Here is a 16,256-nt window from a genome sequence, read left to right on the forward strand (position 1 = left end):
CATCGATTTAATTAGGGATTCAGCTCGTCCTCACTGATTTCCCCGTTGATGACCACCTCCTTGGTGACAGCCTTTAGCGGCAACGGTACCATTTGGTTCACGATGGTGATGGTTTCCGGCAGCTGGATGCCTTCATAAGTGGCGTAGTTGTTCATGGTGGTTTCGCCGGCCAGCTCGCTTTCCGTTTTCAGCTTAAGCCCTGTTGCCACGCTGAAATATTCGGTAGAGACATTACTGCCCGAGGTTACTTTTACCTTATAGGCATCCTCGTCATTGACTTTGGTGATGCCATCCAACTCCAACTGAGCACCTTTTTCTTGATAAGACAGCTCCGGGAATATATCCAATAGAGCTTGGTAGGCGGCGGCAGCATCGGCAGGAAGTTGCTGTGACTGCCCCTGGGCCGATACGGTCACGGCGTCCTTGGTGACACGGACGCTCGACAGCAATTGTGCGCTAAGCTTGGTGTTTTGCACCGCAACACCCTTGTTTCGGTCAACCAGCTGTTCAATGGAGACAGTCATTCCCTGTATCTCCGCTTCGCTTACCAACCGGATACTGTTGACGGCCGTCAACTTTTCGCGGCCGCCTATCGCCTCGATATACTTTTCAATGACACCTTCAGCCGTAACGCTGGCATCCGTGATGGCCATGTTTACTTCCGGATCGCCGGTGACGGTATAGAATTGCACCTCGCCAAAGGCATTCATCTTGTCCGCAAAATCATCCGCTTTTCCAACGATGGTAATTTGCAGGTCATCGCTTCGCACATAGTTTGCAGCAATATTATTAATTTGATCCAAGGTGAGCCCATCCATGTTTTTGAGATAATTTTTATAATAATCTTTCGGCAACTTATGCATTTCGGTATTGATGGCAAAGCTGGCGATGGTCGAAGGCTGCTCCAATGAACGACCGAAGCTTCCGGCGAGTGCTGCCTTTGCCAGATCGAGCTCTTCTTGGGTAATGGTTTTTTCGTGCAGCCTTTTCAATTCATGGATGAATTCGCGCGTGGCACTGTCGGTTACCGAATTGCGCACCGAGGCGCTGGCGTTCAGTGTGGCCACCAATTTGTCTGGTGTGATACCGCCGTAGGCCCCATAAGTATACCCCTTATCCTCCCGAAGGTTAAGGAACAGGCGCCCAGACGAGCCACCGCCCAGTATACGGCTTATCACGTTGACGGCAATGACGTCCGGGTTGTTGGGCTTCAGATCAAGGGGATAGCCGATATTGATGACCGACTGGGCACTTACCGGGCGGTTGGCCACGACAACCCTGTTACCCTGCGTTTTTTGAGGGGCGGGCCATTCGTGCTTGGGTACGTCCGCACGTTGCCATCCAGCAAAGTACTTATTCACGAGTTCCTTCGCCTCGGCTGGCGTGATGTCGCCCACAATGGCAAGATAGGCAACATTGGGTCTGAAATAGGTGTTGTAATAGTCTCTGAAGTCATCGACTTGCAGGTTACCTACCGTCTTTTCTGTCTCGATTTCGCCGTAGGGATGGTCTTTGCCGTACATAGCGGCGTTACGCACCACGCCGATGATGCTGTTGGGGTCATCTTTAGCCGCTGCAAGCGATGAGATTAACTGCTTTTTGAGCTTATCGAGTTCTGATTGCGGGAATGCCGGGTTAAACAGTACATCGGCAAACAGTTCGAGCAGTTGGTCGTTGTACTTTTTTAACGACGAGGCACTTGCTGAGGTGGATGACACGCTGATGCGTGCGCCGATACGGTCGATGGCCTCGTCGAGCTCGTCTTTGGCACGTGTCGTGGTGCCCCCCGTGAGCATGTCGCCGGCGAGGGAAGTAAGCCCCGCTTTGTCACCTTCGAGGATGGCATCGCGGTCCAGCACGAGCGAATAGGTGACCCGTGGTAACTTGTGGTTTTCCACGACAAACACTTTCAGGCCGTTATCCAGTGTGAAGGTGACCGGATCGCCGATGTTGATTTGCGGGGCGGGGCCAGGTTCGGGATACTTGCTGCGGTCTACCTGAGCGAAGGCTGTGGTACAGGCGCCTACCAAAGCCAATAGATATATGCTGATTTTCTTCATATTGTTGATTCGTTGAAATAAGCGGTTATTGTTTTGGTTCTTCAGATTTCGGCAGGTAATACAATACAACGCGGCCAGATTTGGCCAAGTACTGTTGCGCTACCCGTTGGATATCTTCACGAGTCACCTTATTGTATTTTGCCATCTCGTGGTTTATCTCATCGGCGTTGCCGAAAAAGGTCTTCGCTTCGGCAAGGCTTTCCGCAATGCCGGCAACGGACGCATGACGGCTTACTACGGAGTTTTCCACTTGTGCTTGCAACTTCTGGAAGTCGCGTTCGGATATGCCATTGGCGATGACTTTTTCAATCTGCTCATCCAGTGCATGCTGCAACGAGTCTGCCGATACGCCCATATTGGCTATGGCATAGGTGAGAAACACGCCACCGTCTTCCAGGTCGAGCGGAAATGCGGCTACGCCCACAGCCTTCTGTTGTTTATCCACGACCTCCTTGGTCAGCAGCGAGCTGTTACCTCCGGTGAGGTAGGTCGAGAGCATACTCAGCGCATAAGAATCCTGGTGTTTCTTGGGCGGTAGGTTATAGGCCAGGATGACCGCAGGTAATTGGATATTGTCGTATACAATGTCGCGTATTTCTTGCGTGCGTTTGGGTTCGGTCACATTGGGTCGGTTGATGGTGCCGGTACCGGCCGGTATTTCGGAGAAGTACTTCCGCACCCAAGCTTCGGTTTGCGCATAGTCGATGTCGCCAGCGATAGAAAGCACCGCATTGTTGGGTACATAATAAGTCCGGTAAAACTGCATGAATTCGTCCAATGTAGCGGCATTCAGGTGATCAAGTGAGCCGATGACCGGCCAATTATAGGGGTGCACCTGGTGCGAACGTTTGAAGGTTTCGCGCAGGATGGTGCCATATGGCTGGTTGTCATAACGTTGCCGCATCTCTTCTTTCACCACGCTACGCTGGGTTTCCACGCCGACGGTATCGATTTTGGCGTGTAGCATGCGCTCACTTTCCATGTAGAGTGCAGTTTCGAGGTAGTTCGCCGGTACAACTTCATGATAATACGTGATGTCGTTTGAGGTATAGGCGTTGAGTGTACCACCAATGGACTCGATTTTTTTCATGTATTCGCCGCGTCCGATGTTTTCCGTGCCTTCAAAGAGCAGATGCTCAAAGAAGTGCGCAAATCCGGTCCGTTGGGGGTCTTCATTTTTGGAACCCACATGGTACATGACTGAGACTGCTACAATTGGTGTGGTATTGTCCCGGTGCATGAGCACGGTGAGGCCGTTGTCAAGCTTGAATTCCTTGAATTCAATGCGGTTTTGCGCATCTGCTACAACTCCGTTGCACAGCAACAGGCCGACAAGTGCGGTGATTGATAGAGCTTTCTTCATATGTGATTATGTGGTTAAAGAACTTATTGCGTCGACTAACGTCATGCAAGTTTACCATTCTTGGATGAAAAAAGCAGGCTTGTTGTTACATTTTTTGTATAACTACAGGTTTTAAGTACTGGGGTCAATAGGCTGCTTACTGCTGTCTTAGCAACGATACGGATGAATCCGGGTTTAGCCACCTATGATCCACGTATAAGCCACGTATAATCCACCTATCTGCCACGTTTCTCAAGGCTTCGTCGCTTGGAGCATGGTCGGGTTATCCTTACCCAAAAGGCGGCTGATTAGGGGTGTGAGGTGTTGCTGTCACGGGCAGTTGCCCTGTTTGTCCGTTTGGTGTACCACCATTGGCGAATGCGATGTACCAACGGTGCGAGAGATGGCACAGATTGGCGGCGGAGATAACAAGCTAATTTACAACCTTAGTTTTTATTTATTTGCTATTGGTTATTATCTTCGAGTACTTCTGACCCTCAGATTGACACGTTGAACCATTTCATACATCTATTTCGCTCCAACGCTTAAAATGCTTTAAAGCAGCGTTCGTCCACTGGAAGTTTGTTGTTGTGCAGGTTTTGCTTGTTATTTTTACATCATCATTCCCTTAATAAATTGTAATCTATTGGTGTGCCTTTTTTCAGGAAAAGTGCTGAAAGGGCAATCAGCAGGCAGCGCAGCTTACTATGTGGGGAAGCGCAGGAAACCATGGCCCCACCCTACCGGAAGTAGAATTGAAAATTAACATCTTTTGAACTAAGTTTGTCAACAATAACGCTTCAACCAAAGATGTCCAAATTTTCGCGATATACGGAAGAGCAGCTGGTTAACCTAATAAGAGATGGCGATGAGGCTGCATTTACGGCGATGTATGACAAATACAAGGAGCGGTTAGCGGCCAGGTTATTGCAGTTGGTTTGCAACGAGGCCTATGCCGAGGAGCTGCTGCAAGATGTGTTCCTGAAAATTTGGGAAGGACGTGCGCAACTTAATCCCGGCCTGTCGTTCAAGGCTTACCTCTACCGCATCACGACCAATACGGCCTTCAACTTCATGAAACGGGCCAGTAAGGAGCGGGACATTCTGGCGCAGATTATCCAGTCGTCTACTGAATTATACAATCACATAGAGGCTGATTTATTCCGGAAGGAAAATCAACGTCTGATCGATCGGATCCTAACTGGGTTATCTGCCCAATGTAGACAGGTGTTTGTCGCCGTCAAACTGGATGGGCTAAGTCACAACGAAGCCGCCGAGCGCTTTGGGATATCAACGCATACCGTAAATAATCACCTGCAGAAAGGCACACGCTACCTGAAGGGTTATCTCAAATCATCCGGTGGCTTACCGCTGCTGCTGGTGTTGTATTTATTTTCATCTGTCTAAATTTTTCTTCAATGGCGATGAAGCTGTCATGGTTTAATCATACCATCGTGTGATTTTTGAAAACCATGACGGTTTCATAAAAAATATTTGGGTTCGAGTAGCTGTTTTTTCCGTGCCACTTGTATTAGGACAAAACAAAGAGGGCGTTGGCGATGGAACAAGATATCAAGCACCTATTCGAACGGTACCTTAAGGGCGAGTGCAGCGCGGACGAAATTGCGCGTCTATATGCATATTTTGGCTTAGAAGCCAATGAGATGCTGCTGAAAGCGTACATTACACGTATGCTCGACAGCGACGACGATACCCCGCGGGCCTTGGCATACCAAGCCCGAAAAGTTGCCGATCGTGCGGGCATCCGGTTACAGGAACGGTTGGCCCGTCAATCAACCCCGACTTCCAACCGCAGTCGACGCGTGCGCCGGTGGCTCCCCTATGCCGCGGCTGTGGTAATCTTCTTTGTTGTCGGGTGGCTAATGATGAATAGCCGTTGGTCGTCAGACAGTGCTCACGTCATTGTTTCTAATGAAGATATTCCGCCGGCAGCTAACCGTGCTATATTGACCCTTGCCGATGGCCGTTCGATTGATTTGAGCGAAGCGCAGTCGGGAATTGTTGTTGGAGACGGAATTAGGTATTTAGATGGCTCTGCGGTCTCGGGTTTGGCGCAGGACACCGGCATGTCCCTATCCACTCCCAAAGGCGGAACGTATCAAATCACCTTGCCCGACGGGTCCAACGTGTGGCTCAATTCAGCATCTACGTTAAAATATCCGAAGCGTTTTGATGACGACGAGCGTGTCGTGGAACTGGAAGGCGAAGCCTATTTCTCCGTGGCACAGCTAAAGGAAAAGACGGGTAAGCGAAACATACCCTTCAAGGTGTTGTCTGCAGGACAGGTCGTTGAAGTCTTGGGTACTGAGTTCAATATTTCGTCATATAAGGATGAACCGATGATTGAGACCACGTTGGTAGAGGGGAGTGTCCGGGTAGTCACTACCCTTGGTAGGCGCACATCGTTGGTGCTTGCGCCGGGCGAACAGGCAAGTTTGTCGGGCACAGGCGTGCTAAACAGCGCTAAGGCAAACCTTAAAAAAGAGTTGGCGTGGCAGTCTGGCATATTTTATTTCGAGGAGACCAGTCTCGTCGAACTGATGCGACAAGTTAGCCGGTGGTATGATGTCGATATTCAGTACGTAGGTGACGTGCCGCAGGAATCGTATAGCGGGTTGATGAGCCGCTATGTTTCACTCAAGACATTACTCGAATTCTTAAATGAATCCTCGGCTCAGTTTACCTTACGTGGCCGTACAGTAATCATCCAATCTGAAACTTATTAATTTTTATTTATACGTTAATCAGTAAACCAACAGCTATGAACAGAAAACCTACTTAGTCTTACGGACGAAAAAAACAAACAGGGAAGTGTCGGAACCACCCCCCTGTTGCGTTTGGATAAGTCATTTTAAACCGGAGTTAACAGTTTATTACAAACCTACCCGAACACAAACTTAAGAAAAGTTCTTTGGTTTGCGTGCGCGGTATAAAAAAAGAAGTTAATGCGAGTCACGCCTCTTTCGCGTACCAAAGCGAACGAACAGCTAAGTCTTTTATTCTTGGTTATGAAAATAACTACAGCTTTGTTACTTTTAGGAGCACTGCATGTCAGCGCTCATTCTGTGTCACAAACCATTACCCTCACCGCCAAAGACCAACCTATCAGGCAAATCTTTGAAGCGATCTATGAACAAACCCAATTTGGCGTTATCTATAACGACCAACAGATCAATGCCAACCAGAAAATTACGGTGGTTGCACATCAAATGCCATTGGAAGCGTTTCTGAACGAAATATTGGTCCCAAGGAACCTGTCTTATCGAATTAAGGAACAAACGATTTTCGTGCAGGAAGGTGTAGTGGATAAAATGCAGGGAAACGTCTCGGCGCCAGTGAAAATTGCGCAGCAAACGGTGGGAGGAATAGTCACAGACGAACAAGGGCAGCCGCTGGGCGGGGTCACCGTAAGTGTCAAGGGAACCGCTTCGGCCACTACCACCGATGAGGCTGGTAAATACCGTTTGACAGTCTCCGGCCCGGAAAGTGTGTTGGTATTTACGATTGTCGGCTACAAGCATATGGAGGTTGCGGTAGGAGCGAAGTCAACGATTGATGTTTCAATGGACGAGTCCGTCAGTGATTTGGATGAAGTGGTCATCGTCGGGTATGGTGCGCAGCGGAGAGCCAATGTCACGGGCTCAGTTGCTACGGTAAAGGGAGACGTGTTGAAACGTAATCCGTCAGCAAGCACCGTAAATACGCTTGCCGGGCGCTTGCCCGGGCTCGTCATGAAACAGACCAGCGGTCAGCCCGGGTTTGATGCATCACGATTCAATATCCGCAACTTTGGAGCGGCGTTGGTTATTGTCGACGGAGTTGAACAATCCTTTAATAACATCAATCCCGAAGAGATTGAGTCAATATCGGTGTTGAAAGATGCGTCTGCAGCGATATATGGTGCGCGTGCCGGCAACGGTGTTATATTGGTGACTACTAAACGAGGCAGTACCCAAGCGCCCACTATATCCGTAAATTCATTGGTTACCGGGCAATCGTTTACGAATTTCCCTAAACCGGTCAATGCCTGGCAATATGCCACGCTGTATCGCGAAGCGCAAATGAATGCGGGCATCCCTGAGCCGCAAGTAAAGTTCAGTGACGAGGATATTGAAAAGTACCGGGCCGGAACAGACCCACAATACCCCGATACGGATTGGATGAGCATCATCATGCGGTCGCTTGCCTTGCAACAACAGCATAATCTGTCCGTTTCCGGCGGGACGGATAAGACTAAATACTACGCCTTTTTGAATTACCTGGGGCAGGATGGAATGTTTAAGGGTGGAAACACAGGCTACTCCCGATACAACGTTCGGTCGAACCTGGATATCGAAGTCACCCCTTCGCTTACCGTATCATTAGATCTTTCGGGTATCAAAGAGATGGTCAGTCAGTCATCCCGCCCCGCGTCAGAAGTGTGGTTCTGGATGGACTTTTTTGACAGCAGACCAACAGCCCCCGCAGCTTATCCAGACCCGACGAAGGTGCCGAACATTTCCCCCGGCCCTTATAATGCGATCATCAACACCCATGAAGATATCGGAGAGTATTCTAAGGGAGCAAAAAGCTATTATAACGGCGCGTTGACCCTCAATTATAACGTGAAACAGGTTGAAGGGCTGGATTTTAGGTTAAAGCTCAATTACTACAATGAGGGCATTGAACAAAAAATCTGGCGTAAGCAAGCAGAGATTTGGAACTATGATTACGAAACCGATACCTATAGTTTGCACGGCACATCGGAGCCAACACAGCTTAATCAAACGTACGATGATAACCAAATCATCACGGGGCAGCTTTCGGCTAACTACCACCGCACGTTCAACGAACGGCACGCAGTGGATGGTTTGTTGTTGTTTGAGGCCATAGACTATGCCGGACGAAATTTCTCTGCATTTCGCCAGCACTATATCTCAACGGCTATAGACCAGCTGTTTGCCGGAGGGACTGTGGATCAAAGGTCCAACGGATCGGCCAGCCAGTCGGGTCGCAAAAGTCTCGTCGGCCGGATCAACTACGGTTTTCAAAACAAGTATTTAGCTGAAGCAACTGTACGGTATGACGGGTCTCCTAATTTCCCGGCAGACCGACGCTGGGGGTTCTTCCCCAGTTTATCCCTGGGTTGGCGGATGTCTGAAGAGGCATTTATTAAAGACCATGTTTCGTGGATTGATCACCTCAAAGTGCGTGGTAGTATCAGTCAGATGGGGTACGACAATGTCGCTGCCTACCAGTATTTGACGGGGTTCCGCTTCTCCGGTATTTACGTGGTAGATGGAGAGGAGGTGCCTGCTTTGGTCACTTCCGGCCTCCCCAATCCCAACATAACTTGGGAGACGATGACACTGTCAAACTTGGGTGTTGAACTGGCTGTGCTCGGCGGCAAAATTTATACCGAAGCAGACCTTTTCAGGCGTTTGCGGGAAGACATGCTGGGAAGCAGGGTCGCATCACTGCCCAATACTTTCGGGGCAAGCCTGCCGAGTGAAAATATAAACAGCCAGATCGCCCGAGGGTTTGAGCTCCAGTTGGGATCCAGGGGGACAAGTGGTCGTTTTCGATATGATATCAGCGCCAATATGTCGCTTGCCAGATCGTGGTGGAAACATTATGACGAGGTCGTGTATACAGATGAGGATGAAATCCGTATCCGTAAACGGACCGGTCAACGCACCGATATCGGTTTCGGGTACAAAAGCGATGGGCTGTTTACCAGCCAGGAAGAGATCGATAATCTGCCGTATGATATGGATGGACAAGCGAATAGCACGTTGAGTCCCGGAGATATCAAATTAGTCGATCTCAACAACGATGGCAAAATCGATTGGCGAGATCAAACTATTATCAACAACGGGGGGACGCCGCACATCATGTATGGGCTCAATATGGATTTCCAGTATGGGAATTTTGACCTAAGCGTACTTTTTCAGGGTGCCGCAAATTACACGGTGACGCTCCAACCCGGCAATATCAATATTGATTCGGAAAGAACACCAATGATGGTCATCTGGAACGAGCGGTGGACACCGGAAAACAACAATGCCAGTGCCATCATTCCGCGCCAGCGGTTAGGGCAGTCAACCAACAACTGGAATTCTGATTATTGGAACCGCGATGCCTCCTATTTAAGGCTGAAGAACCTGTCGTTTGGCTATACCTTTGATTCGAAAGTTCTCCAGCCGATCGGGATAAAAGGCCTTCGTATTTACTTCACCGGAGTAAACCTGTGGACGCTAAACCCGCTCCGTAGATATGGACTGGACCCTGAATCTCCCGACGCAACGAGGGGGTGGACGTATCCTATCCAGAAGACCTACTCATTGGGACTGAATCTAACCTTATAATCCACCTTAATCCAAAAGACATAAGAAGATATCATGAGAACATACGTTTTATTATTTGCCTTTTTGTTCACCGCCTGCGGCGATCTGTTGGACAAGGGACCGCTGGATATCATTTCGGAAGACGCGGTATATTCGGATCCCGTTTTGGCACAGGCATACGTCAACAATGTATACAGCAGGCTGTCCTTTTTGAACCGTGAGGGTAGCGGCTTCGAAAATGTGGACCCCACCTCAGGGCTTGCCGATGAGGGACGGCAAGGCCGGAGCTGGCACGAATTGTATCACCACTGGAAAGCGGGAATGCTAAGGGAAAGCGGCGGGCTGATGGAGTTGTGGGATTATGGCAATATACGCAATATCAATGAGTTACTTGAGAAAATTGAAGAGAAATCCGGCCTTCCTGACGATATGAAGAACCAGATGGTCGCTCAAATGAGGTTTGCGCGTGCGACTATCTATTTTTACATGGTCAAGCGTTATGGAGGCATTCCGATTATCGACAAGCCTCAGCCCATCGATGCCCCCGAAGAAGATCTGTTTGTGTCAAGGAATAAGGAAATCGAAGTTTACGATTTCATCATCAATGAGCTGGACGCTATTGTGAATGAGCTACCCCGATCGGCTCCGGTCGGCTATCCCTCGAGGTTCGCCGCATTAGCCCTGAAAAGTCGCGCATCGATGTATGCTGCCAGCATCGCGACTTGGGGAGAAGTGGCATTGAACGGCTTGGTTGGGATTCCGGCCAGCGAAGCTGCCCGTTTTTGGCAATCATCTTACGATGCCTCGCAGGAGATCATCAGCTCGGGCGTTTACAGTTTATACAATGCATTACCGAATGATAAAGCCGAGAATTTTAGAAGGCTTTTTGTTGATGAAAATAACAGTGAGGTGATATTCTCCTGGCAACTGACCGGCGAAAATGTTTCCAGCAACTATGACCTGTTTATGTCGCCTTTCCAATTTTGTCCGGGCTGGGGAGGTAGCAATACGTCTGTATACTTAGAAATGGTCGACGAGTTTGAAAACATCGATGGTTCTTCTGGGAAGCTGGACCATGCGCTGGCAACCAGCCAGCCGTGGGATTTAAGGGAATTGTTTAAAGATAAGGAACCGCGTTTTCATGCATCGATATACTACGAGGGAGTCGAATGGAAGGGTGAGCCCATCGAGAATTGGGGAGGAATCATCACCCCCGATGGTACCAGAATCACCAGTGGTTATTATGAAGGAAAGTCCGCACAAGGTCGCTCGTACACTGCCGGTGGTTACGCCGGTGGTGCCATCACCGGTTTTAACGTGCTTAAATACCTGGACGAAACCCTGGTCCCCGTGGATCAGAATCGCACAAAAATTGATTTTATCGTGTTCCGGCTTGGTGAAATCTTATTGAACAAAGCCGAGGCGGCAATAGCGCTTGGCAAAGAGCAGGAAGCATTGGAGGCGGTCAACCTGCTGCGGGACCGTGCGGGTATCAAGCTGCTGGATGCAATCGACCGGGAGAAGGTGCGCCACGAGCGTAAGGTCGAGCTGGCTTTTGAAAATCACCGATGGTGGGACCTGAAGCGATGGCGGATTGCCGAAGAGGCAATAACGCGGACGTTTACCGGTATCTATACGTTCTACGATGTCAACTCGGGTAAGTATAAAATCGAAATCAACGACAATGTGCATGAAGGTGCTCCCGCCCGCTTTTCGGCAAGGCACTACTATTTTCCGATAACTCCCGCACGCATTGCCAATAATCCAAATCTGGCCCCGGACAATCCCGGCTATTAAGTTCAGTTATGGTTAATTCGAATTTAATGTATTCATCACTATTGATATCGTTGCTCTTCTTTGCAGGATGCAAGAAAAGCGATCCGTCGCCCTCGGTTGACCTTCCCCAGCCTGTGACGATTGAACAGGGGACTATTTATCACATTGACATGGAAAGTAGGGATTTATATGATCTATTCATGGTGACCACCCTACAGGGGAATGTCAATCGTGAAGCGCCGCATATATGGATTCAGAAAACTCCGATCGTCGAATACGATGGCCCTGGCGCGATGGTCGACCGGTCGTTTTGGCTCAACACGATCAACGATAAAAAGAAGACGGAGTTCAAGGACCCATACCTGCTCGTCAGGGATTTCCTAAGTGTCGGGATAGACGGGTGTGTCATTTACGACGATGACCTGTTCGGCAATTATGTAAGTGGAGCAAGGTACCCCCAGCCCAACGACAACCTGGTGGCAAAGCTGAATGTTACGGCGATGTTATGTGCCTATCATGGGGCTGTCGCGTTGACCATGCGTCAATATGAAATACTAAAGTCAACTTACGGTGTGGAATTGCCCATTCTCGAGAATACAACAACTCCTGAATTTGATAGTTGGTTGGGATGCTATCGCTATGCGATAGAAGTGGCTTATCGCGAGCCGGTAATCGCATCCATAGCCAATAATTCTCATTATTGTTTAGGGATGTTCGACTTCCTGATAAAGAACAAGATGTTCATCATCAATATGAAAGGCGATCCGTCGATGCTGGAGCAACAGTTCACCGATGAAGTCTTCGACAGGGTTCTGGGACCGGCTCCCGTATACGGTATTTGGAACGTTACCGGAGGTGCGCCCTCAGAAGACACGTTTATGCGTTACCTAAACAGCAGGGGTAAATATTGTATTCCGAACTTTGAGGCGTTCAATATCAGCTACACCAGTGGATTTCCGCCCTATGTTCCCGAAGAAAGCGAGACCGTGCGTGACCTGACTTTCGATCCTGCTAAAAAGTACATCTGTTTTACCGAGACAGACGGCGATAACTATGAGTTTATTCAGCAGATCTTTCCGATTCGGTTTAACACTCCCCAGCGGGGTGATTTCCCCATAGCCTGGGAAATCCCCAGTACGTTGTGGGAGCTGGATCCAGTCGCGGCTAAGTGGTTTTATGCCGAGAGAGGGCAAAATAGCTACGTAACTCCGGTTACCGGCGTCGGTTATTATAAATACCCGCCGCCCGAACAATACCGCGAGGCGTATTTCCAGCTTACCGACGAGTATATGAAGAACGCAAGGTTCCGGACCATCCGGACGATGGAGTACAGCTTTGAGTCGGGGCGGCCCTTGTCTACCATTCCCAGCGTGGAGGGTGTGTTTTGCGGGTACGGTCATGACGATCCGACGCGGCCTATCGTACAGGAAAATCATCGGTCGCATGAGCTGTATAATGGCAAAGCCATTTTTATCAATTACAGTTACAAGGATATGGATGATATATCCGCATACAGCGGACCCACCCCGGCCTTTTTCAGTGTCGCTTGTGTATACACGCATCCCAGCGATATTATTCAGACGATAAACGCCCTTCCGGCCGATTGGGTCGTTGTCTCGCCGGGCGAAATGGTTGACTTATACAAACAATACAGATCGCGTCATTAGCCATTAAAATATCAAAATCAAGTAAATGAAAATCAAAAAGTTAAGGGTCTATCCCATATACATCGTATTGCTCTGCAGCATCACTGCAGGCGCCATCGCCCAACAGACGTATAAACCCACTTGGGAGTCACTGGATTCGCGAGAAGTGCCAGCGTGGTTCACCGATGCAAAGTTCGGCATATTCGTCCACTGGGGCGTATACAGCGTCCCAGCGTGGGCACCCAAAGGAAAGTATGCCGAGTGGTATTGGTCGCTCTTGCGCAATGACAAGCCGGACGGCCCATTCCGTAGTTTTCATCGCCAAGTCTATGGCGACGATTATCCTTATGAGCTTTTTGCACCGCATTTTACAGCTGAACTCTTTGACCCCGCCGACTGGGCGAACTTGTTCCAGCGGGCCGGAGCAAAGTACGTTGTGCTAACCAGTAAGCATCACGATGGCTTTTGCCTGTGGCCGGCGCCGTCCAGCAAGGGATGGAATAGTGTCGAGATTGGCGCGAAGCGCGATCTGTTGGGCGAACTTTCCCAGGCTGTCACCGCAACCGGTGTCAAGATGGGACACTATTATTCCCTGCATAATTGGTACGACAAGGATTATGCCCCTGCCGACCCCGAAGGAGGACGGGATATTGGAAAGTACGTTGATGAAGTCATGATGCCACAATTGAAAGACCTGGTCAAAAGGTACAACCCATCGCTTCTGTTTGCCGATGGGGAGTGGACAGCCTCGGCTGAAGCGTACAAGAGCAAAGAGTTTCTGGCGTGGCTGTATAATGAACCCGGTGTCCCAGCCGACATCGTTGTCAACGACCGGTGGGGTGAAGGCACCCGTAGCAAGCACGGCGGTTATTATACCACCGAGTACGGTGAAGTGGATGTCAATGGCACCCCGCTTGCTGACCGGCATCCTTGGGAAGAATGCAGGGGCATCGGTGCGTCCTTCGGATTCAATAGAAACGAGAATATTGAAGATTACCTCACGCGTCAGCAGATTATCCATTTGCTGATAGATGTGGTCAGCCGGGGAGGAAACCTGTTGCTAAACGTGGGGCCTACGGCAGACGGGCGCATTCCTGCCATCATGGAAGATCGGTTGTTGGCACTGGGTGGTTGGCTGGATATCAACGGAGAGGCCATCTACCAAACCCGAAGGTGGCTGGTCGAAGGGGAAGGGCCCACACCCCGCGAAGCCAGTATAGCGATGGCTAAGTCCGCGAAAGAAGCCGTCAACTACACCGATAAAGACATCCGGTATACCCTGTCCAAGGACAGCACAGCGTTATATGCCATGGTGATGGGGCAGCCGCACAAGGAGGTTCAGTTTCAGGCCGTTCGGGTAACTGGTAAAAAATCAGGCAGCATAACGCTTTTGGGACACCCCGGTAACATTGCATATACCGTAAAACGAGACGGGCAACTGATTATCAAAGTCCCTGATATCACACAAACCGAGCTTGCCGGTGGACACGCGTTTGTTTTTAAGCTGGCGAGATTCGAAATGCATCCAGCTATCCAATCATCAAAAAAGTAATTGATTTTAGCTCTATAACATGACTTATATAAAGATTTCTTTAGGAATAGCACTTGCGTTTTTATTCGTAAACTTCAAAGGAGTGGATAAAAAACCGACAAGCAAAGCAAGTACAGGCAAGAACCGCGTCGTTGTCAATCCATATGGCAACGTAAACTGGCAGACCTTTGAAAAGCACCATGCCGCATTGCACGTGCACTCGTTGCAGAGCGATGGTTTCCATAAAGTAAAGGATGTCATCGACACCTTCAGGCAGGCAGGTTTTACCATCCTTTCCATCACGGATCATGACTGGAACTGGCCCAATGAGCGGATTAGCTGGAAGCACCTGCCCGTGGAAGCAGCAACCCCTTATCCTATCGGAAGATTACCGAAAAATTTCCCTGCCAATCCGACTTGGCCGTGGACAAACTACGGCAGTTCCACACCTGAAGAGCTTGGCATGATCGGTATTCAGGGCAATGAGCTGACGTTCAGGCATCACATCAACAGTTACTTTTCCGATTACGGTGTTTACTACGACAAAACGGGTCCCGAAGCACCGTATGGCGGAATTACCGACGATGAAGGAAGAGAAGTCTGGGAAGACGACATGATCCGGGGAGTCCGGGAAAAAGGAGGGCTGACTGTATTAAACCATCCCGGCGAGCTCGAAACGCACAGCTGGTGGCTGCGCAGACCAGTGGAATGGTATGTCGAGCGGTTTACCAGTAATCCGGCCGATGGTTTGGTAGGCATCGAAGTAACCAATAATGACGACGAGCGTGAGAAGTTTGATATCGGATTGTGGGACCAATTGCTGGCCAGACTTATGCCCGATCGCCCGGTTTGGGGCTTTGGAGGTAATGACATGCATGCGTTTGACCATGTCAATTATACGTTTACCGTTTTCCTCATCGACGAATTTACGACCGAAGCGGTCCGTGATGCCATGGAGCGGGGCCAATTCTATTTTTGCAAGGCTCCCGGGCGAACGGACGTCCGGCAATACGATTTTAATGCATTCCCGACCATCGACAATATCGGTATCGACCAACGCAACAATACCATCACGATAACGGCTTCCAATTACGACAAGATCAACTGGATATCTGTCCCTGAAACCCTGGAGATGTTGGCAGATTATAAGACGAGTAACGAACCGTGGGCTTTGGGCAACATTGTCCATGAGGGCAGCACACTGGATCTAAACAGCAATCCGGGTATCCGAAACTACGTTAGGGCCGAGCTCATCCGGATAGATGGTGATAACGTTTACCGGACGTTTACCAATCCATTTGGAATCAGCTCATCAAATTGAGGCATTGGCCAGAAAGCGGAATAGGATGAAAAAAAGCACACACCCCACCGGGGAAATCATGGTGTTTTCCGGAGCCGGACAGCCCCTGGAAGCGCGTTCGTATCAAGTCCCCCGCCTGAAGGCGGGGGAAGTGCTGGTGGCCAATCTTTATACGACACTTTGCGGTAGCGATTTACATAGTTTTTCCGGGGAAACGGAACGAAAAAACACCATCTGTATTGGGCCATGAAATT

10 protein-coding genes are annotated in these 16,256 nt (G+C 49.5%); 8 read left to right on the top strand and 2 right to left on the bottom strand.

The window, feature by feature from the left end; genetic code table 11:
* Positions 1–11 precede the first annotated feature (11 nt).
* Both B5X72_RS01305 and B5X72_RS01310 read right to left on the bottom strand, forming a co-directional pair.
* Positions 12–2,060 carry a M16 family metallopeptidase gene (locus B5X72_RS01305; protein ID WP_079714996.1) on the bottom strand — a complete coding sequence of 683 codons (2,049 nt, stop codon included), beginning with the start codon at positions 2,058–2,060 and terminating at the stop codon, positions 12–14.
* A gap of 25 nt (positions 2,061–2,085) precedes the next feature.
* Positions 2,086–3,423: a M16 family metallopeptidase gene (locus B5X72_RS01310; RefSeq protein WP_079714997.1), complete on the bottom strand. Its 1,338-nt coding sequence runs from the start codon at positions 3,421–3,423 to the stop codon at positions 2,086–2,088.
* A 789-nt stretch (positions 3,424–4,212) separates the two neighbouring features.
* Here B5X72_RS01310 and B5X72_RS01315 point away from each other — a divergent pair.
* The 8 genes from B5X72_RS01315 to B5X72_RS20905 all read left to right on the top strand — a co-directional run bounded on the left by B5X72_RS01315 (position 4,213) and on the right by B5X72_RS20905 (position 16,252).
* Positions 4,213–4,809 (top strand): RNA polymerase sigma factor, encoded by a 597-nt coding sequence (locus B5X72_RS01315; protein ID WP_079714998.1) that lies wholly within the window; start codon positions 4,213–4,215, stop codon positions 4,807–4,809.
* A 152-nt stretch (positions 4,810–4,961) separates the two neighbouring features.
* Entirely contained in the window at positions 4,962–6,149 is a 1,188-nt protein-coding gene (locus B5X72_RS01320; protein WP_079714999.1) for a FecR family protein, read from the top strand.
* 282 nt (positions 6,150–6,431) lie between these two features.
* A complete protein-coding gene (locus B5X72_RS01325) occupies positions 6,432–9,770 on the top strand; it encodes a TonB-dependent receptor (RefSeq protein WP_176146050.1) in 3,339 nt (1,112 codons plus the stop codon).
* A 33-nt stretch (positions 9,771–9,803) separates the two neighbouring features.
* On the top strand, positions 9,804–11,546 hold the full coding sequence (locus B5X72_RS01330; protein WP_079715001.1) for a RagB/SusD family nutrient uptake outer membrane protein: 1,743 nt from the start codon (positions 9,804–9,806) through the stop codon (positions 11,544–11,546).
* Between the two features lie 26 nt (positions 11,547–11,572).
* Positions 11,573–13,192 carry a GxGYxYP domain-containing protein gene (locus B5X72_RS01335; RefSeq protein WP_176146051.1) on the top strand — a complete coding sequence of 540 codons (1,620 nt, stop codon included), beginning with the start codon at positions 11,573–11,575 and terminating at the stop codon, positions 13,190–13,192.
* 25 nt (positions 13,193–13,217) lie between these two features.
* The gene (locus B5X72_RS01340; protein ID WP_079715003.1) at positions 13,218–14,723 is read left to right on the top strand and encodes an alpha-L-fucosidase; all 1,506 of its coding nucleotides are present in this window, start codon (positions 13,218–13,220) and stop codon (positions 14,721–14,723) included.
* Between the two features lie 19 nt (positions 14,724–14,742).
* On the top strand, positions 14,743–16,023 hold the full coding sequence (locus B5X72_RS01345; RefSeq protein WP_079715004.1) for a PHP domain-containing protein: 1,281 nt from the start codon (positions 14,743–14,745) through the stop codon (positions 16,021–16,023).
* Between the two features lie 25 nt (positions 16,024–16,048).
* Positions 16,049–16,252 (top strand): hypothetical protein, encoded by a 204-nt coding sequence (locus tag B5X72_RS20905; protein ID WP_217698073.1) that lies wholly within the window; start codon positions 16,049–16,051, stop codon positions 16,250–16,252.
* Positions 16,253–16,256 lie beyond the last annotated feature (4 nt).

It is taken from the genome of Parapedobacter luteus (assembly GCF_900168055.1).
Lineage (GTDB): Bacteria > Bacteroidota > Bacteroidia > Sphingobacteriales > Sphingobacteriaceae > Parapedobacter > Parapedobacter luteus.

Bases quoted from the DNA above. Each gene is read 5' to 3' on its own strand.
- B5X72_RS01305 (WP_079714996.1), bottom strand. From the start codon at position 2,060: ATGAAGAAAATCAGCATATATCTATTGGCTTTGGTAGGCGCCTGTACC.
- B5X72_RS01310 (WP_079714997.1), bottom strand. From the start codon at position 3,423: ATGAAGAAAGCTCTATCAATCACCGCACTTGTCGGCCTGTTGCTGTGC.
- B5X72_RS01315 (WP_079714998.1), top strand. From the start codon at position 4,213: ATGTCCAAATTTTCGCGATATACGGAAGAGCAGCTGGTTAACCTAATA.
- B5X72_RS01320 (WP_079714999.1), top strand. From the start codon at position 4,962: ATGGAACAAGATATCAAGCACCTATTCGAACGGTACCTTAAGGGCGAG.
- B5X72_RS01325 (WP_176146050.1), top strand. From the start codon at position 6,432: ATGAAAATAACTACAGCTTTGTTACTTTTAGGAGCACTGCATGTCAGC.
- B5X72_RS01330 (WP_079715001.1), top strand. From the start codon at position 9,804: ATGAGAACATACGTTTTATTATTTGCCTTTTTGTTCACCGCCTGCGGC.
- B5X72_RS01335 (WP_176146051.1), top strand. From the start codon at position 11,573: ATGTATTCATCACTATTGATATCGTTGCTCTTCTTTGCAGGATGCAAG.
- B5X72_RS01340 (WP_079715003.1), top strand. From the start codon at position 13,218: ATGAAAATCAAAAAGTTAAGGGTCTATCCCATATACATCGTATTGCTC.
- B5X72_RS01345 (WP_079715004.1), top strand. From the start codon at position 14,743: ATGACTTATATAAAGATTTCTTTAGGAATAGCACTTGCGTTTTTATTC.
- B5X72_RS20905 (WP_217698073.1), top strand. From the start codon at position 16,049: ATGAAAAAAAGCACACACCCCACCGGGGAAATCATGGTGTTTTCCGGA.